The 19,228-nt window shown below is 34.6% G+C and carries 16 protein-coding genes; 4 read left to right on the forward strand and 12 right to left on the reverse strand.

Features of this window, described 5'->3' with window-relative positions; translation table 11 throughout:
• Positions 1–343: 343 nt before the first annotated feature.
• Positions 344–778, reverse strand: a complete 435-nt coding sequence (locus tag MHH69_RS18420) for a helix-turn-helix domain-containing protein (protein ID WP_205180078.1) — start codon at positions 776–778, stop codon at positions 344–346.
• Positions 779–1,099: 321 nt separating this feature from the next.
• Positions 1,100–2,089: a hypothetical protein gene (locus tag MHH69_RS18425; protein WP_341362898.1), complete on the reverse strand. Its 990-nt coding sequence runs from the start codon at positions 2,087–2,089 to the stop codon at positions 1,100–1,102.
• 532 nt (positions 2,090–2,621) lie between these two features.
• On the opposite strand from MHH69_RS18425, the gene MHH69_RS18430 reads away from it, so the two are divergent.
• From MHH69_RS18430 to MHH69_RS18445, 4 genes are all read left to right on the forward strand, one after another.
• Positions 2,622–3,836 carry an ISL3 family transposase gene (locus tag MHH69_RS18430; protein WP_136292374.1) on the forward strand — a complete coding sequence of 405 codons (1,215 nt, stop codon included), beginning with the start codon at positions 2,622–2,624 and terminating at the stop codon, positions 3,834–3,836.
• 246 nt (positions 3,837–4,082) lie between these two features.
• Positions 4,083–4,256 (forward strand): hypothetical protein, encoded by a 174-nt coding sequence (locus MHH69_RS18435; RefSeq protein ID WP_205180075.1) that lies wholly within the window; start codon positions 4,083–4,085, stop codon positions 4,254–4,256.
• Complete coding sequence (locus MHH69_RS18440; RefSeq protein WP_341362899.1) at positions 4,253–5,755, forward strand: recombinase family protein; 1,503 nt, start codon at positions 4,253–4,255, stop codon at positions 5,753–5,755. The genes MHH69_RS18435 and MHH69_RS18440 overlap by 4 nt, the downstream gene beginning before the upstream one ends.
• 82 nt (positions 5,756–5,837) lie before the next feature.
• Positions 5,838–7,553, forward strand: a complete 1,716-nt coding sequence (locus MHH69_RS18445; protein WP_341362900.1) for a recombinase family protein — start codon at positions 5,838–5,840, stop codon at positions 7,551–7,553.
• Here the strand turns inward: MHH69_RS18445 and rlmH are convergent.
• The 10 genes from rlmH to MHH69_RS18495 form a co-directional block, all read right to left on the reverse strand.
• Positions 7,494–7,973, reverse strand: a complete 480-nt coding sequence (gene rlmH / locus MHH69_RS18450; protein WP_122972076.1) for a 23S rRNA (pseudouridine(1915)-N(3))-methyltransferase RlmH — start codon at positions 7,971–7,973, stop codon at positions 7,494–7,496. The genes MHH69_RS18445 and rlmH overlap by 60 nt on opposite strands.
• Positions 7,974–8,204: 231 nt before the next feature.
• Positions 8,205–8,369, reverse strand: a complete 165-nt coding sequence (locus MHH69_RS18455; protein WP_122972075.1) for a CxxH/CxxC protein — start codon at positions 8,367–8,369, stop codon at positions 8,205–8,207.
• 189 nt (positions 8,370–8,558) lie between these two features.
• Positions 8,559–9,836 (reverse strand): S1C family serine protease, encoded by a 1,278-nt coding sequence (locus MHH69_RS18460; RefSeq protein WP_341362901.1) that lies wholly within the window; start codon positions 9,834–9,836, stop codon positions 8,559–8,561.
• Between the two features lie 132 nt (positions 9,837–9,968).
• Complete coding sequence (locus tag MHH69_RS18465; protein WP_122972073.1) at positions 9,969–10,757, reverse strand: MBL fold metallo-hydrolase; 789 nt, start codon at positions 10,755–10,757, stop codon at positions 9,969–9,971.
• 7 nt (positions 10,758–10,764) lie between these two features.
• Entirely contained in the window at positions 10,765–11,655 is an 891-nt protein-coding gene (locus MHH69_RS18470; protein ID WP_122972072.1) for a two-component system regulatory protein YycI, read from the reverse strand.
• A complete protein-coding gene (locus MHH69_RS18475) occupies positions 11,642–12,955 on the reverse strand; it encodes a YycH family regulatory protein (RefSeq protein ID WP_158599698.1) in 1,314 nt (437 codons plus the stop codon). The genes MHH69_RS18470 and MHH69_RS18475 overlap by 14 nt, the downstream gene beginning before the upstream one ends.
• On the reverse strand, positions 12,952–14,787 hold the full coding sequence (walK, locus tag MHH69_RS18480; RefSeq protein WP_341362902.1) for a cell wall metabolism sensor histidine kinase WalK: 1,836 nt from the start codon (positions 14,785–14,787) through the stop codon (positions 12,952–12,954). Before walK ends, MHH69_RS18475 begins: the two co-directional genes overlap by 4 nt.
• Before the next feature lie 5 nt (positions 14,788–14,792).
• Entirely contained in the window at positions 14,793–15,503 is a 711-nt protein-coding gene (gene yycF, locus MHH69_RS18485) for a response regulator YycF (protein ID WP_122972069.1), read from the reverse strand.
• A 440-nt stretch (positions 15,504–15,943) separates the two neighbouring features.
• On the reverse strand, positions 15,944–17,413 hold the full coding sequence (locus MHH69_RS18490; protein WP_341362903.1) for a M23 family metallopeptidase: 1,470 nt from the start codon (positions 17,411–17,413) through the stop codon (positions 15,944–15,946).
• 467 nt (positions 17,414–17,880) lie between these two features.
• Positions 17,881–19,167, reverse strand: a complete 1,287-nt coding sequence (locus MHH69_RS18495; protein WP_341362904.1) for an adenylosuccinate synthase — start codon at positions 19,165–19,167, stop codon at positions 17,881–17,883.
• Between the last annotated feature and the right edge of the window lie 61 nt (positions 19,168–19,228).

The following is a 19,228-nucleotide window of genomic DNA, read 5'->3' on the forward strand; positions in this document are numbered from 1 at the left end:
TTATTTTTTACAAAAGAAAAGCACCTACCATTTCTTCTCTGGTAAGTGCTAATTTTTTCCGTATATACTTTTCAAAGGTGATAAATGATCGTCTCATTTCCCATCCAACCCTTTCATTTTATCAGATTATAAAAGAGAATATTTGTTCTTGTCAAACGAATTTGGTAGTTATATAACATGTATATATCAATTGCTTATGTTATCTATAACCTTATAGACATTTATCCAATATTCTTGGTGTTATTGCCATAACAGTATACATACATAATATTGATACTGTATTTACTTTATACATATACCATATGTACAACGGAAAACCATCATTGGCTCCGTTGATGATGAATCACGATTCTTTCAACTCGCAGATTAACATTCCAATTTTCTTCAATGAATCCATCAAAAGTTCAACTGGTGTTGCTTCTGTTTCTAATGCCTCCTGGATGATATCCAATAGCACTTCCTTTTGATCAGCAGTTAACTGTTTGCCTCCAAACTCTATTTCATTGGTAAAAAACAATTCTTCCAATGAAAGTGGTTCATTTGTATCCTTTGCATCCAATCCAAGCAGAACGTTAACATCTACGTCAAGTCCTTCTGCAATATGTTGAAGTACCGAGAAAGTAGGTGTCTTTCGTTCACCACGCTCAAGCCTGTTCAAATATGAAGGCGTAACGTTACTTCGATCTGCTAATTGTTGCAATGAATAACCTTTGGCTAACCGAAGTTTTTTCAGCAACTTAGCAAAATCATCATTCAATTGTTTTCTACCTTTTCCCATTTTCATCTACTCCTTCTTAACATTTTCCATAAAGGAAATCCTTATTTATGATCAGAAGATCTTTATCATTATAGATTGGGAAAAGGGTTTGATAACTTCATTTAGTATATTGAAACTTCAATGTTCGAGTTTCTAAATAAAAAGAACCACCCGAAGCCTGGAAAGCGGAGTGGTTCTAACATGGATCTACTTATTGCCGTACGGAACTTCAAGTTCATGTTCAGCAATGTTACACGATACTCACAATATCGTGCTTACCTACTATTATAACCATGAGTGACCATACATCAACTATAACTCTCCAAAAAACTTGAAACTGTTTTACCATAAAATATTATCCAGGGGATTGCTTAAAGTTGTTGGTGCTTTTGGGTAATTTTTTGGGATGGGAATTGGATTGATGCCAATTTGACTCAACATTTCCAATCGGTTTCGAAATGTGGCTTTTGTCATGGATTTCAGCGGGGTATCAATACTGTGAGAAGATACTTGTTTCAAAAATACAATCAGCTTATTTTTATTGGAATCAGAGAGGGAGGAGTTTCTTATACATTTTCTTGCTTCATCTAACTTATAAAATTCTCCAGCGTGGTAAATGGGAGACATATATTTGCGGAAGTAATCTCGATAAATTTCTTCTTTCATATATTCCTTTAATTTCTTAGGCCGACTATTCCCTTTGTCCTGTCGAGCCATATAATTAATATGATCTTGTAGAATTCGTACTTCAAACCTTAGTACGTTTTTTTCATACTCCTGGATTTCTTCCTTTTTGAACATTCGTTCTTCTTCTTTAGAATAAACTACAGCTTGTACCGATTTAGATGAATGATAAACTGTCGTTTCATACTTTTGAAAGACACCTTCTGCATCAAGCTTACCTAAATACTTTTTTTGATAACGATGTGATTTAGTAAGCTTCTGATACAAGTGGAGCAGAAGCTCTCGGTGGTGCTTTTCCTTTACAATCACATCGTATCGGTAATCAATTCTTTGCAAAATATGATGTTTGAAATGCGAAAAATGTCTAAAGAGAATCCAAAGAATATTTTTTATCTCTTGTTCTATTAAAGGATAGTCATCTTCCGTCAGATCAGACTTACCAAGAAGAAGAATCGCATCTATGAACATATATAATTTCCATTGTCCGTTCCCTTTGTTTGAAATATGAATAGTGACTTCTTTGAACCTACCGCCATAGTGATCAGCGAAGTAATCATTCAAATGCCTGTAGTAAATATTAAACCTCTTTTGTAAATCCATCACTTCATAGTATTCGATAGGGAAAAGCAACTTAATTGTATGAATCACCTTCTCCACCTCCAAGTGAATCTTGGGAGGCTGGAACCCTTTGTACACCAAGGGTTTACTGTTCCATTTTTGCACCCAGCCCCACTATATTTATCCTTCCTTTCCCCCAAAATCAAATGGGCTACTGACAATATAGCGAAGAAGTCAAGTTGAAATAAATAGGTTTTATGTTCGAGCTGGTTCGAGCTGTTGATTCCATTAATTGTTGTAACACTCAATTAACTATTGACATTAGGCAAAATATTTCTTATTATATTTAATAGAATTTTTTATATAACATATTTTGATAGATTATAGACTGTTTTACTTAGATACATGAACAATTCAATAGGTGTATTTGTTTCAAGGGGAGGAGTACGCCCTCTTGCTTAACTACCTATTGTGATTTTTTGTATATCTAAGTAATGCAGTCTTTTTATTTTGGCTCTATAATATTTGTTGGGGTTTAAAAAAATTTCATAAATAAAAAAGCACGTAATCACCGATTTCTATATACTTGAATTGTCGAGAAACAAGCAATGAAAGGTGATACGTGCAAATGAATTTTAACATGAATATTCCAGGATTAAAAGGTGTAACTGTTCATAAGGTGGAGGAGATGGGGGAACGTATTGTTCTACACGTTTCCATACCAAAAAAAGAACATCAATGTCCAGCATGCAAGAATATAACATCAAAAGTCCATGATTATCGAATTCAAAAAATTAATCATTTAAAATGGTTTGAACGATTAACCGTCCTTTTTTATAAACGTCGTCGTTATGTATGCCAATGTGGGAAACGTTTTTCAGAAAAATCCCCTTTCGTGGATAAATATCAACGTTTCTCGAAAGAATGGAATCAAGTTGTACGAATCCGTTCAATAAAGGCAAAAACATTTAAAGAAGCAGCTGAAGTACTTGGTACATCAAGCTCAACAGTGATTCGTCGCTTTAAAGAAGTAGTAAAGGAACAATTAAATGAAGGGGTTCATTTACCAAAATGTATCGCGATTGATGAATATAAAGCAGATACCGATGCGGGAACTTATCAATTAATTATTGCCAATGCGGAAACACATGAACCAATTGATATTTTACCAAATCGTAGAAAAGAAACCATTAAGGATTACTTGATGAAATACGGTGCAGATGTAGAAATTGTGGTTATGGACATGAATCCAAGCTTTAAAGCAGCAGTTAGGAAGGCGTTAAATCGCCCGATTATTATTGCGGATCGCTTTCATTATTGTCGTTATATTTACTGGGCACTAGATGAAGTACGTCGAAATGTTCAAAAAGAATGGCATGCATATGATCGAAAGAAATGTAAGAAAATGCGTCATGTACTATATAAACGATTTGATAAGTTAACAGAAACGAATCGTTGGTACTTAAATCGTTACATAGGAATGTCGAAGGAACTAAAGCAAGCCTATGAATTAAAAGAAGCTTACTGCGAATGGTTTGATTGGGCAAAAACTTCAAATGATTTGATAGAAATAAAAAAAAGATTAGAAGCCTTTTACCGAAAGGTAGAAAAAGCAAATATTCCGGCATTTTTAAAGGCCATTCAAACGCTAAAAAATTGGCAAGTTGAAATTTTAAATAGTTTAAGTTTTGGATATTCAAATGGTTTTTTAGAAGGAATTAATAATAAATCAAAAGTTTTGAAGCGTAATGCTTATGGTTTTAGAAGCTATGAACACTTTAAAGCGAAAATTTTATTAAATAATTTATCTAAGAAAATTGGGATTCATTTAGGATAATCGGGGTGCCGTGTAATATCACTTCACCCCAACATTTGACATAGAACCTTTATTTTTATGCTGAAAGTGAATAATGTTAGTTTATTATCGCCTCCTCCTTACTTTAATACTTTAGCAAACGAAACCTCAGACACATTTGCTATTTACTTTTTTTCATAGACTCCTATAATCTGAGTTGTAAATGTCATAACCTCTTTGACGACGCACTATCCCCGAAACAAAACCCCGAAAGAAAGGAAGATTCATTTGCAAAACAACTATATCTTTGACTTCGACACCCATTATAAAGAACTGATTTTTGGTGAAAAAGATAAACAAAAAATAAAGGCAAATAACTTTCTACACCTACTTGTGGATTTGATTATCGACAATCTCGATGAATATCAAAAGACAACCGAAAGAAAGGAGAAAGTATCTTGAAAAAAGCAGTCGGCTATTTAAGGGTAAGTACAGATATTCAACTTGATGGCTATTCTATTCCTAAACAAGATCGGGAAGTAAGAAGACATTGCGAGTATGCCAATTTTGAATTACTGAAAATCTACAATGAGGGATCAGGTTCTGGATCTTCTATAAAAGAAAGACCTGAATTTAGGCAACTCCTTCATGACGTTCTTTCTAATGAGAAGGAATCTATCTATATTGTTGTATGGAAGCTGGATCGGTTTGCTCGTAATTTGAAAGAAGCAATGGTTTTATTAGATGAAATCCACAAAAAGGGTCACTACTTGGTTAGTATTTCTGAAGGAATTAACACTGAAACGGAGGGGTCTATACTTTTACTCCAGGTTTTATTTGCAATGGCAGAGAACGAACGACGGAACATTTTATTCCATTGTAAAAATGGAATGAAAGAACGTGCGGAAAAGGGCCTTTTTAACGGCGGAAGGGTGTTTGGTTATTCTTCAACACCTGCAAAGAAACTTCAAATTAATGAACATGAAGCGAAAATTGTTAGATTTATTTTTGATAGGTATGTGGTAGATGGATGGGGATATAAAAAAATCGCCTCCTATCTGAATAACCATTATACTTCGGATGAAGATAATTCAAGAAGTTGGAGTATCTTTTCTATAAAATCAATCGTAACCAACCCTATTTACGCTGGTTTTATACGATGGGGTGAAAAAGGGAAAGAACGGAAAATTTACAAAGGGCAACACCACGCAATTATTAGTGAAGAGCAATGGTTTAAAGCACAAAGCTCTTATAGTGAACGTAGCTATCAGCCTGTTAAAATTCATAAGGGATCATACTTTTTATCTGGTTTCCTTAAATGTCCAGAATGCTATTCTTCAATGGTTCAGCACAAATCATCAGGTGGCAAATATCTTTATTATCAATGCAGTCAAAATAAGAATAAAGGTTTATGTAAAGCAAATTTAATCAATAAAAACGATGCTGAACAGAAAGTCCTCACCGAACTATCCTCGAAATTAAAAGCCACTGAAATAAGAATGTTCCTATCTTCGAAATTAGCCTCCCAATTAAAGTTAGATATACAACCCAAACATGAGCAAATAAAATTCTTTAAAAAGCGATTAAAGGAATTACAAACAAATAAAAAACAGTTATTCGATTTATTTTACAAGCAGATAATTGACGAAGACGCATTTTCCGATCAACTTAGTCATTTACAAAGTTCCGAGAGGGATATCAATGATAAACTAAAAAGAGTGGAATCAAGCATTGAATTAGAAAATAATTTGAATGTAGGGTTAATTGTTAATAACATTTTAGATAACTTCGAACAGTTTTTTCAGTCATTAGATGATATAAAGAAAAAGGAACTGTTGAAGGAAATCATTCAAGATATTCAAGTTACAACCGTTCCCCTTGGGAAAAAGAGAGTGAAAAGGGTCGTGAATCAAATCAATTATCACTTTGAAATAAATTCTATTTCAAAACTTGTGTCATAATATAAATTCTTTGTTGGGAAAGAGAACGTTCTTTCCCTTTTTCTTTTTCCATTATACACTGTTATCGAAAGGAGGCATTCTAATGAATGAAATAAAACGAGTCGCTATTTATTGTCGTGTCTCTACAGAGGAGCAGGCAAGTGAGGGTTACAGTATTACAGCTCAACTACAAACCCTTCGCAATTATGCAGGTCTTTATGGTTGGCAAGTGGTAAAAGAATATGTCGATGAAGGGGTCAGTGGTAAAAACATTTCAGGTCGCCCCGCTATGCAACAATTGGTGGTTGACGTGGAGAAAGATGAGTTCGATGCCGTTCTTGTTTGGAAAATCTCTCGGCTATCCCGTAACATGTTAGATACACTGACTGTGCTGGATAAGTTTGAAGAAAATAGTGTTAAATTTATCTCTTACTCAGAGAATTTTGACACTGGAAGTCCCATCGGCCGACTTGTTGTGCAATTAATGGCTTCCATTGCCGAAATGGAACGCAATACACTGTCAGAAAATGTAAAACTTGGCATGAAACAGCGTGCTTTGGAAGGGTCCTGGAACGGCGGGGTCGTCTTTGGCTACGATTCTGTTAAAAAGGAACTTGTTATCAATGAAAAAGAAGCAAAAGTTGTACAACTTATCTATGAGCTATACCTTTCAGGAAAAGGATTAAAAGCAATTGCAAACCACTTAAACAAGCATGGCTATCGGACAAAAAGAAACAGATACTTTTCTATCAATGGGGTCGCTCAAATATTAGATAATCCCGTTTATGTTGGAAAAATCAGTTGGCTTAAAGTTGAAAACTGGGATACGAAGCGACGAAAAGGTAAAAATCCCAATCCTATTCTTGCAGATGGTAAACACCAAGCCATTGTTACCGAGGAACTTTGGCATCTGGTGCAAGCCAGAAGAAAGAGCAAGTCATTTAAACAACGCCAATCAAATGAGCCGTTTTTATTAAGTAGTCTTCTTCGTTGTCCTGACTGTGGGCAAGGTATGGTTCCTTCTATTACTACCTATACACGCAAAGATGGGACAAAACGAAAACATCGTTATTATGTCTGTTCTGACTTCCATAATAAAGGGTCATCTGCCTGTAGATCTAATGGTATCAAAGCATACGAAGCGGAAAATCAAGTATTTGAGCGAATTGTAAACTTCCTTGCCAACAAGGAATACTTCGTCTCAACAATTCAATCTTTAAATAAGCAATCTGTTCAATCCATTTCCGATCTTAAGAGGGATTTAGAACAAACAGAAAAGAAGCTAATAGAGATACATCAGCTTCAAGAAAAGTATTTACAAGCATTTGAACAAAACCTTTTCCCTGTTGCCATCCTACAAGAACGACTACAACAGGTTGCGAAAGAACAAACGCAATTGGAACAAAAGAAAAATGAACTCAGCACACAACTAAGTTCATCAGAAACAAAAGTCATACCACATGAATTGGTACGGTTTCTCTTAGAAAAGTTTGTAGAAGTCTACCAACACTCTTCAAGAGAAGGAAAAAGGCAGTTGCTCCAGCTACTCGTAGGTAAAATTTCAATACGACAACTGGAGAATCGTTCAAGAACTATTCATCAGGTTGAACTGGATTTCGATTTTACAGAGGTCAATATATCAAAGACTTTTACACTTATTCATTTGCTATATCGTGAAACGGATAAAGAAGTTGCATTTTCCCAACCATTACCCGCTTCCGACAACAAAATACCACCTTACCTTCAACTTTTTTTGCCTCTATTTGTGGTACGGTTCCCCTTTAATTATTCTAAAGCTACGATAAATTTGTTCAACTAATACTAGTTTCATTAGTTGATGGGGAAGGGTCATTTTTCCAAAGCTTAATTTTTCATCCGCGCGTTGTAACACATCTTCATGTAAACCTAGGGAACCACCGATTACGAAGGCGACCTTACTTGTTCCGTATGTCATGAGAGCTTCTAAATCCTTTGCCATTTCTTCTGAAGATTTCATTTTCCCGTTAATCGCTAAGGCAATGACATGCATACCGTCATTGATTTTGGCCAAAATACGCTCGCCTTCTTTTCGTTTCACGATTTCCATTTCGGCGTCGCTTAATTGTTCTGGGGCCTTCTCGTCTGCCACTTCAACTAGTTCCACTTTGGCGTAAGCACCTAATCGTTTCACATATTCTTCAATACCCATCTTCAAATACTTTTCTTTTAACTTTCCGACCGAAATGATCGTGATATTCACAGCTTATCCACCTTTACAAAACATTCATAATCTTATTTCCCAACAATGAGCTTTTTAGTAACCCAGTTCCCTTTATTAGCATTAGACCAGAAAATAAGAGCATTTTCGCTTAAGCTATTATTAGAAAATTTAAATATAAACAATTTATCCACGTTAATATTTCATTTACAAACAACTTATCCACAAAAGTTATGCACATATCCACAAGCTCATTCTACATATTGTGTAAAGTTATTTACTTGATACAACATATGTTGCTTGCTCTTCACAGTAAGAACACTTTGTGGATAACTTTTCATCTTCTGAAAGTTGCTCCATAATCGGAAACTCTTTTGTCTCTGCTACAAGCATATCTAAAGCGTGATTTATATGGGTTTCACAGCTATATGTTTTCATTATTTCATGCCTCCTTAATTTCTGAAATTTCCACAAACTTATTCACAATTTGTTCTATGTTATCCACAAACCATTGTATCAAACAAAAAACGAGTAGGAAAGAAAAGGCTTTTCTTCCACTACTCGTTGTGTAAAACTTTTGTTTATATTATTTAGTTATCCACAAGTTTTGTTATAAACGATTCAGTATTATACACTTGTTCCTTCAGTTAACTTTAATTTTAAATCCACTAATTTTCCTTGACGATATACTTTTAATGATAATGTATCTCCAATGTCCGTTTCGTTGTATAAGTGTTGACGAAGATCGATGGAGTTTTCAATTTTTTGATCGTCCATTTCAACGATAACATCATACTGTTCGATGCCTGCATTATCTGCAGCTGAACCTTGCACTACTTCTGAAACAACGACTCCTGTTGTTACTTCAGCAGGTAATTTTAATGTTTGTTGTTGATAGAATGCTGGTACATCTGTTAAATCTAATAAACCAATACCCATTGTAGGACGTTTTACTTCACCATTACGTTCTAATTCTTCAATAATTGGAATAACTGTATTAATTGGAATAGAGAAGCCTAGTCCCTCAACAGAGGATTCAGCAATTTTCATGGAGTTAATTCCAACTAGTTCTCCAGCTATATTAATTAAGGCGCCACCACTGTTACCTGGATTAATCGCTGCATCCGTTTGTAAAACTTCTGTTTCCCAATCTTCATATCCATCTGAGTTTAAATCAACAGGAACGGAACGATCTTTACCAGAAATAACACCCGTTGTGACTGAACCATAAAAATCTAAACCTAATGGGTTCCCAATTGCAATAACAGTTTCCCCTTGTTTTAATACATCTGAGTCACCGAATTTAGCTACTGTTTTTACGTTTTTATTGGAAATTGAAACAACTGCTAAATCTGTCCAAATATCACTACCTACTAACGTTGCCTTCTCTTTTGTACCATCAGCTAACGTTACTTCAAGCTGTTTTGCTCCTTCTACTACGTGGTAATTCGTAATGACATATGCTTTATCACCTTCTGATTTATAGATGACACCCGAACCACTACCAGCTTCTTGTTCTGTCGCTTTTTGATTCCAGAAATCAGTTACTTCTTGAATATTTGTTATTCCTACAACTGCATCAGAAACAGATTCTACTGCCGATGTTATATCTGTTGTTACCTCTGTTGCAGTTTGAGTAACAGTTGATTCTGAAGTAGTTTGGTTGTTGTTTTCGTTCCCTGGAAGTTGATCTGCCATGGACGGCACAAGTAACCAAATAAGTAATGCACCGACGATAATCCCCGCCAGTCCGCTAATAAAATAACCTGCTTTGCTACCAGCCTTTTTATTTGCTCTTCTTCTATTTTCCTCTTCCTGTTCTCTTTTGAGTCGTTCTTGAAGGGGTGAGTAATTTAAATCATTTTGTTCTTGTTGATTTTTTTCTTCATCATTATTGTAGTTCATTCATTCTCAATCCTTTCGTTCTCTTGTTGTCATTATGATACAATTCAAACATTAAAATTACATGAAAATGAAATAAAACAAAATTAAAAAAGAAGATACGACTTTTTTGTCATACCTTCCTGATGAAAAAGATTATACAGTCACAAGCAATGTCGGTTCTTCTGCATCTGTATCATGTAAATGTACATATTCGCCAGCAATAATACCACACGATTGCAATGTTTGTGTAACGCTCATTCGCGCTAAATCTTTCATATTATTATCTTTACTTAAATGGGATAAATAAATTTGTGTCGGTTTTTCAAAAACGACTTCACTCATAGCAACGGCAGCATCTTCATTCGATACATGTCCAACATCGCTTAAAATTCGACGTTTTATAGACCAAGGATAACGTCCCATTTGAAGCATTCCAATGTCATGGTTACTTTCAAACACAAAAGAATCCGCCCCTCTTATAATCCCTTTCATCCGATCACTGACATAACCTGTATCTGTGATTAACACTAGTTTTCGATTATTTTCATGGAAAACATAAAACATTGGATCTGCAGCATCGTGGGAAACTGCAAAGGATTCTATATCGATTGAACCAAAGGATTTAACCGTTTCCATATCGAACACAAATCGTTGATCAAGTGGAATTGTACCTACATGCCCATCCATCGCTTGCCATGTTTTTTCATTAGCATAAATCGGTACGTTATATTTTCGAGCTACAACTCCTAAACCTTTAATATGGTCGCTGTGTTCATGTGTTACTAAAATACCCGATAAATTTTTCATATCACGATCAATTTTAGCAAACAGTTGCTCCATCTTTTTGCCACTTAAACCGGCATCGACTAAAAATGCATGTTCATCATTTTCAACATAAATTGCATTTCCAGTACTCCCACTTGCCAAAACACTAAACCGCATATGATAATTACTCCCTACTTTTTTCTATATCTGTTGTTTCATTTCCTAGCTTTGATTCATTTGTAACACCCTCGTCAATCGTATCTTCTACTTCTCCTACTTTTGAAGCGTCGAGCTTTACTTCGATGCCATCTACGGCATTAACAAAATATTTTTCTTCTTCATTATCGGAAGTTTGCACTCGAACTTCCCATGTCGGAACAAATACTTGCTTTTGAGTAAGGGGAACTAATGTAGAATATCCTAACCTCATTTCTGTAATAGTAGAATTAGCATTTATAAGACCTTGAGCGTAAAGGGTATAGATTGCTTGTATTGGTTTTAAAATTTTCTTTTCTTCATCATAAGCTTCTATTGTTTCTAATAAAGTTTGTTCATACATGATGACTTCATTATTTTCATTCCAATAAACCGTAACTAATCCACTCTCATTATAGATCGTTCGATTATTAACTTGTTGATAGAAGGTAGCCTTGTTATTCTCATAATCTATATCCCATAACCTATAGGAAGATCCTTCGTAAACATTCAATTTTAAAAAATCATTAAAAGCAACTTCATTTTCTAAATTTGAAATTTTAACTGGCTCTTTTAATGTTACTACGAGCTTGTTTTTATCTTCAAATGAAATGTTTTCAGCATTTTGAATATCAACATTATCTTCTTCAAAATCTTTTACTTTACCCGAAATATAACTAGCACTTTCAATGTTATTAGGCAATACCCTATATGTTATATTATCATCTTTTAGACGGGCTTCAATATCGTTCTCTACTAATCCTCCTAATGCTTCCATTTGTTGTTTTTCCGCATGTCGGTTTAAGTAAAGGGAATATAATAAGACATCTAAAATAAGAAATACGACGATGAATATAGATTTTGATTTACTCCAATCCATATTCAGCCCCTCCCATTGTTTCCGTCGTTAAACGTGTCCAACTACCATCTTTGTTGATTGTAAACCAACTAGGTATAAGCGTATAGACAAAGTTATAGTTTTTCTCTTCCTGTGATAAATAGTAACCTAAAACAATTTCATTAATATCTTCTATACTTGGAAGTGCTTCTGCTACTTCCACTCCAGAAGGTAATTGTTGATTCGATATATCAAATGGCGTATCCAGTATAAAAGAAGGTCTTTTATACTGGAATATTTGATTATCTCCCCAAGTAGTTACAATTCGAGTGGAAGTTACTTGACTAAATACAGGAAGATCGTGGGCGAACAGCTGGTACTCTGTTACATGCTTTAGAACATTGCTATAAACATATCGGTAGTCCCCTGTTAAACCTCCATGGTCATTAACAAAATCAAAACTATTTTGGAATAAAACAGATGGTTTCATTTCACCAATACTTTCTGAAGCCGGATAAACGAAATTAATCGTTCTTGTGCTAGCATCAGAAGTCATAGCAGCCATACCGTCCGTATATTTAGTTGATGTGTTACTTTCTATATTTTTTTGAACAATGTTCGAGTCTTTAAATAATATATTTTTAAATTTATCAGGAGACACTTGATTGATAGAATAAGTAAATTTCGGTATTTCTACTTTTTCCGTTGGTACGTATAAAGAGAAATTATTCGTTCTTTCTATTTCCGAATATGGCTCCGTATAATTCACTACTTCCATAAAAGTATTCTCGAAATTATTCTTACTAAGTGCCACATCAGTTCTATAAAGCGTACGGTTTTCTTCACTTATAAATAAAAATTGAATTGAATTCGTTTGACTAAATTCACTCCAATCTATTATTAAATGACTGAAAGTAGTTTCAGGTAAATCATTTTGAGAAAACTCTAAAACGGAAAGAAATGTTTCCATTGGCACTTCATAAGAGAAGAAAAGGGTCATACGATTATCCGTATGAATTGCCGAATTAATCTCCTCTTCAGACAAATTACTTTGCATGAAAATTAAATTCGATGCACTTAAATCAGTCAACGTATTCATGATCCGATCGATTTGAGTAGACTGGATAGTACCGAGTAATTTCCCGTTATCATGAGCTAAAATACGATAAGGTTTAAGTACTTCATGAAGCTCCTTTTGTTGGCCTACAGTAATTGGCTCAACTTGTGAGTCTTTAATGGGTTGATAATCTGGTGTATACGTCCAAATGGAAAAGGTTAATATGAGACTTAAAATGACTAGGAGGAACAAGACAAATGATTTAATTTGTTCTATATGTTTCACTCCCAATCACCCTCCTCATCTAATTCAAATGGCAACGTGAAGAAAATCGTCGTACCTACGCCTTCCTCACTTTCTGCCCAAATTTTACCCCCATGGGCTTCAATCATTTCCTTGGCAATAGCTAATCCTAAACCAGTTCCCCCCATTGCACGGGATCGGGCCCGGTCTACTCGATAGAACCGTTCGAAAATTTTCGTTACATTTTCTTTCGGAATCCCCATACCATCATCCGAGATCATCACTTTTAACATATTTTCTTGGACGGTAAATCCGAATCGAATATTTCCACCATCTGGTGAATATTTCAATGCATTCGAAATAATATTATCAATTACTTGAGTTAATTTATCTGTGTCAATTTCAACAAAATAGGACGTTTCAGGAATGTAACGAAGGAACTTTACATTTTGGGATTTTGACATTTCAAAACGATCAATAATTCGATTAAAGAACTTATTAAATTCCACAAATTCTTTATTTAGTTTATAATCACGGCTATCCATTTTGGATAGATTTAGCAGATCATTTACTAAACGAATCATTCGTTCTGTTTCAGTTTGGGTTACGTTTAAGAAAGTAGGAGCAATATTTTCATCTCTCCATGCACCGTCAGCAAGTGCCTCTAAATAGCTTCGCATTGTCGTTAATGGCGTACGCAACTCGTGGGAAACGTTCGCAACAAACTCTCTTCGTTCCATTTCAATTTTCTCTTGCTCTGTATTATCATGGATAACTGTAATTAATCCGTTCACAAAGCCCGTTTCTTTTTGTATAACGGAGAAATTTGCTCTAAGAATAAATGGTTTTTCTTCCGTACTATAATCTAAATTAATCGATTCCTTCATATGAATTAAATCTTCAAAGCTATATTCTTGGTCGATACCAAGTACAGAAGCAATAGGACGATTTAAAGTTGTTTCACGTGTAACATTTAAAAATTTTAAGGCTGGTTCATTAATTAAAATAACCTTTCCTTTTCGATCTGTTGCAATAACACCATCCGTCATATTCGTTAAAACGGAGGCTAACTTTCTTCGCTCAGCTTCTGTTGTCGATTGGGCTTCTTGCAATCGATTCGTTAAATGGTTAAAGGCAATGGCAAGTTGCCCAATTTCATCGTCCCCATAGACACGAACTTTTCTTGAGTAATTTCCTCTAGACATGGCTAAAGCTTGTCTACGCATATCTAAAATTGGTTTCGTAATCGTTTTTGCGAAGAAAATACCTAATATGACAGTAATTACAAGGGACATGGCTGTACCGACAGCAAAAATTCGATTAATATCACTCATTTGTTCAAATACTTTTTCAATATTTGACTCAATATAAATGGCACCCATCACTTCGCCATCGGGACCAATTGTATTTAATATAGGAGTTGCTAAAACCCAAACCCTTTTTCTTGTCTCTTCATCAAGGGCAATTTCATCTAAATATGTCTCAGCAGAAATTGATTTTGTTACTGTATCCGCATTAAAGCGTTGCCCAACAATCGATTGATTATCAGCATCCGAAGTAGCAAGTACTTTATTACGATTGTCCATAATGATAATTTCGTTAATATCATTCGTTTTAAACTCTTGTAATATGGCATTGAGACTTTGTTCCTTTGTTAAAGTTGTATCATCCCGTTCCCTTAACAACTCTTCACGGATGCTGTATTGAACTAAATCAATTCTTTGTTTAATAGATTCTTGAAAATTCGTTTTCAAATTATCTTCCAATTCTGTTGAAAAATAAATTCCTATAATTTGTAATGCAATAATAATAAGTAATACGTAGATTAAAACGACTTTTACGTGAATCGACTTAAAAAAGCTTACTTTGTGCATCGTATTTACTCCTGCTCAGGATTTCGTAAATAATAACCTACACCACGTCGTGTGACGATCCAGTTTGGATGACTAGGGTTATCCTCTATCTTTTCACGTAAGCGACGTATTGTAACGTCAACAGTTCGAACATCTCCAAAATAATCATATCCCCATACAGTTTGAAGTAAATGTTCCCGTGTCATAACTTGACCGATATGTTTTGCTAAATAATGTAACAGTTCAAATTCACGATGGGTTAATTCGATTGCTTCTCCTCGTTTTAATACAAGGTAAGCATCTGGTTGGATAATTAAAGCACCGACAGTAATATCATTCGTTTCTTCTTTTGATTCCTCTACTTGAGAAGATACTTTTAAACGACGCATATTTGCTTTAACACGGGCAATTAATTCACGCGTACTAAAAGGTTTTGTTACATAATCGTCAGCACCCATTTCCAGACCTAACACTTTATCAATTTCAGAACCTTTTGCTGTTAACATAATAATGGGGAAATCATATTTTTTACGTACTTCTCGACAAACTTCCATTCCATCTCTTTTCGGAAGCATAATATCCAGTAACATTAAATCTGGTTGAGATTCTTCTATTTTCTCTAACGCCTCATCGCCATCGTAGGCGCAAATTACTTGGTATCCTTCTTTAACTAAATTAAATTGCAAAATATCCGCAATCGGTTTTTCATCATCAACAACTAAAATTGTCTTGGTCATTTCATTCTCTCCTTTTCATATATCTATCTATCGTTTTAGTAAATTAAGTTCAAATTTATATTGCATTTATCATCATAAAATTCCTACTAGTCATTACAAAATTAAAATGAAGGAATCGTTATAAGCCCACTTCATATTAACTCACTAGCCTTATGAAAGGTTTCACAACTAGTATAGGTTTTCGGTTTTCTTGTACAGTTTTCCCCGAATAATAAAAATTCAACTTTATATTATTTACTCTATCATGCATTCGTATCAAATGCATAAAGTTATTATACCAAATAAACTGTCATAACGAGTATTAGAAGTATAATTGCGATAAGAAGATATTCTTTAACTTTTAACATCTTTATTTTCCGGGAAATAATTTTCGACAAAATTTGCCTACTGTTTTTAAAAAAAAGACAGTCCTTATAAAGAGGACTGTCTAAAAATAAATGTTAGTTTAAATAATCAAGTGGGTTAACTAGAGATCCATTTTTGTGTACTTCAAAGTGTAAATGAGTACCTGTTGATCTACCTGTTGAACCCATAATTCCAATTACAGAACCTTGGGGAACAACTTGTCCTTCACTTACTTTAATTTCAGATAAGTGTGCATATATTGTTTCATAACCATTATTATGGTCAATGACAACTTTTTGACCGTACGTTCCATCCCAACCAGTAAATGTTACGACACCGTTATCCGATGCAAGGATATTATAGTTTGATGGTCGTGCAATATCGATTCCTCTATGGTAACTTCCCCAACGAGATCCCATCTTACTTGAAATATACCCACCTACTGCTGGCCATTTAAATTCACCTGTACCACGAGAAGAAACAACCTTTGTTCCTTTTATCGTAATACTATCAACAGGTTCAGATAAAACGGTTTCTTTCGTAACGGTTTCCTCCGTTACTTTTCCATTAAGGTGTTTGATTTGATAAGAAACTTCCTTCTCACCATTTTTTCCTTCTTGTTTTACTTCTGTTTCACCTTTAAACATGGATTTGTCTTCTTCAACGACTTCTTTAAACGGAATCTTTTCCACATTTAATTTTTCAATGGTAATTTGCACATTTACTAACGGCTTTTCAACAGTTACGTTAATTCCCTGTCCGATTTGTAATAATACATCCTCTGTTAGACCTAGGTTTAACTCTAGTAATTGAGCCGTTGTTAAATTATGCTTGTTAGCAATCGTACCGAGTACGTCACCTTCTTGAACTTTATATACTTCTTTTTCTTTTGAACCAGTTTTTAAATATTCAACTGCTTTTTCAGGAGTTAAGATTTCTGCTGGGTTTACTTCCGTTGCTTCGCCAGAAAGATCTTCTGCTATCGTAATTTCTTTTACCCGTGTTTCATTTTGTTTTAATGCGGGTAATGTATCAAGAGCAGCATTTGCTTCATATTGTTTTAATTGCTCTTCTGTAATATATTCTTGTTTTAATAAGCGAAGAGTTTCTTCATAATCCGCTTGGTCTTTTAAATAAACGACTGGTTGGCCATTTACTTTAAGAGCATAACTCTCTGCTTCAACAATTTGTTCTTCGTTTAGTTTTGATAGAGTAGTAGAATCTTCCGTATCATATGAAAATACTTGTTCAGGTACTAGCGTAACATTAGAACTTATTTCTAAAACAGGATCTTTATAAAGTTCTTTTGCTTCTTGTTTCTTTGTTTCGATCACTTTTTGTACGGATTCTTCATTAGAAACTGCACCAATATATGTATCTCCTACATAAACGTGATAGATTTTTTTCAATGAATCATTATCATTAGCGAAAGCTATATTGAATGAAACGGCTGAAAATAACGCAGTAGCTACCACAACTTTTTTAAATAATTTATTTTTACTAGATTTAAGACTTAGTCTGTGTTGCTTTGTAAAGTCTCTTTTGATGTTCTTATTCGAACTCATAATTAAGCCCCTTCCAAAGACTCCCTCGAAAAAATAGGAGGGTTAATTTTCCACATTAAAATTTTGCACTTCCTTACGATAACATAATCTTTTTTTCGTTTGAACAATTTGAGCCTTTTGTAATGAAAATGTATTATTTGCTCAATTATTGTCATAAAGTGAGAAAATTTAACTAATTTAAAAAATAATCATAATAGAATAATTGCATTTTCGTTATTTTTTCTCGAAAAATAATGAATTTTTCTATCTATTATCACTTTTTTCTGTAAACAAGAGACATTTTCCCTTAACCTACCCTAATGTAATTGATAGACAATTTCGAAGTTAATCTACTTATTTCGACATTTAATACTAGTCCATTTATAAAAAACATAGGCAAATATCCTCTTTTGTGTGAAGGTATTTTGTAACAAAAAAAGAACTATGAATGACATACAGCCATTCATAGTTCTTTTTAATTTTTCTATTTAGTCCCAAATAGGATTTACGACATTCGTTTGTTCACGAGCAGGTCCAACTGAAAACGTCATTAAGTTAATTCCTGTTAATTCCACAATACGTTCTACATATTTACGAGCGTTTTCTGGAAGTTCCTCTAACGTACGAACACCTGTAATATCTTCTTTCCAACCTGGAAGTTCTTCATAAACCGGTTCACAAGCTTCAATGACATGTAAACTTGCAGGATACTCAGTAATCACTTCACCGTTATATTTATAAGCAGTACAAATTTTTACCGTTTCTAATCCTGTTAATACATCGATAGAGTTTAATGCTAGATCCGTAATACCACTTACACGACGAGAATGGCGTACTACAACCGAGTCGAACCAACCTACACGGCGAGGTCGGCCAGTAGTTGTACCATATTCACGTCCCACTTCACGGATATGATGTCCCACTTCATCAAATAATTCAGTTGGGAATGGTCCGTCACCTACACGGGAAGTGTACGCTTTACTTACACCAACAACGCGAGAGATATGAGAAGGGCCAATACCAGTACCAGTCGTTACTCCCCCTGCAACAGGATTGGAAGACGTAACAAATGGATATGTTCCATGGTCAACGTCTAACATAACGCCTTGGGCACCTTCAAATAAAATACGGCCACCTTCATCGATTACGTCGTTTAAAACTTTTGAAGTATCTGTTACGTATTTCGCGATTTCTTGTCCGTAGCCATAATACTCTTCGAAAATTTCCTCGAATTTTAAACCTTCCACTTCGTAAAATTTTTCGAACAGACGGTTTTTTAATTCCAAGTTTTCTCTTAGTTTTTGTTCAAAAACTTCACGATCTAGTAAATCCGCGATACGGATCCCAATGCGGGCAATTTTGTCTTGATAACAAGGTCCAATCCCTTTACAAGTCGTTCCGATTTTGTTGTCACCACGAGACGCTTCATCCACTTTATCTTGATAAATGTGGTATGGAAGAATCACTTGAGCACGATTTGAAATACGTAAGTTTGATGTATCAATTCCGCGCTCTTCTAAACCTTTTAATTCAGTTACTAAAGATTTAGGGTTAATAACCATCCCGTTACCCATAACTGAAGTTTTTTCTTTATAAAAAATACCTGATGGAATTAAATGTAATTTATAAGTTTCATCGCCAATTTTGATTGTATGACCTGCGTTATCTCCACCCGAAAAACGAGCAATAATATCTGCTTTCTTAGATAGGAAGTCAGTAATTTTCCCTTTACCTTCATCTCCCCATTGAGTCCCTACAACTACAACTGATGTCATAACCAGCACCTCCGCTAGACGCGAGTGCGTCTTTTCTCCTCTTAACGTGGTTTATAAATAT

This window comes from Ureibacillus sp. FSL E2-3493 (assembly GCF_038077515.1).
GTDB classification, from domain to species: Bacteria; Bacillota; Bacilli; order Bacillales_A; family Planococcaceae; genus Ureibacillus; species Ureibacillus halotolerans.

What these genes read in the sequence shown, in the direction of transcription:
- MHH69_RS18490 (WP_341362903.1), bottom strand. Translation starts at nt 17,413, where the DNA reads ATGAGTTCGAATAAGAACATCAAAAGAGACTTTACAAAGCAACACAGA.
- MHH69_RS18420 (WP_205180078.1), bottom strand. Translation starts at nt 778, where the DNA reads ATGGGAAAAGGTAGAAAACAATTGAATGATGATTTTGCTAAGTTGCTG.
- MHH69_RS18445 (WP_341362900.1), top strand. Translation starts at nt 5,838, where the DNA reads ATGAATGAAATAAAACGAGTCGCTATTTATTGTCGTGTCTCTACAGAG.
- MHH69_RS18460 (WP_341362901.1), bottom strand. Translation starts at nt 9,836, where the DNA reads ATGAACTACAATAATGATGAAGAAAAAAATCAACAAGAACAAAATGAT.
- MHH69_RS18465 (WP_122972073.1), bottom strand. Translation starts at nt 10,757, where the DNA reads ATGCGGTTTAGTGTTTTGGCAAGTGGGAGTACTGGAAATGCAATTTAT.
- MHH69_RS18470 (WP_122972072.1), bottom strand. Translation starts at nt 11,655, where the DNA reads ATGGATTGGAGTAAATCAAAATCTATATTCATCGTCGTATTTCTTATT.
- walK (WP_341362902.1), bottom strand. Translation starts at nt 14,787, where the DNA reads ATGCACAAAGTAAGCTTTTTTAAGTCGATTCACGTAAAAGTCGTTTTA.
- yycF (WP_122972069.1), bottom strand. Translation starts at nt 15,503, where the DNA reads ATGACCAAGACAATTTTAGTTGTTGATGATGAAAAACCGATTGCGGAT.
- MHH69_RS18455 (WP_122972075.1), bottom strand. Translation starts at nt 8,369, where the DNA reads ATGAAAACATATAGCTGTGAAACCCATATAAATCACGCTTTAGATATG.
- MHH69_RS18495 (WP_341362904.1), bottom strand. Translation starts at nt 19,167, where the DNA reads ATGACATCAGTTGTAGTTGTAGGGACTCAATGGGGAGATGAAGGTAAA.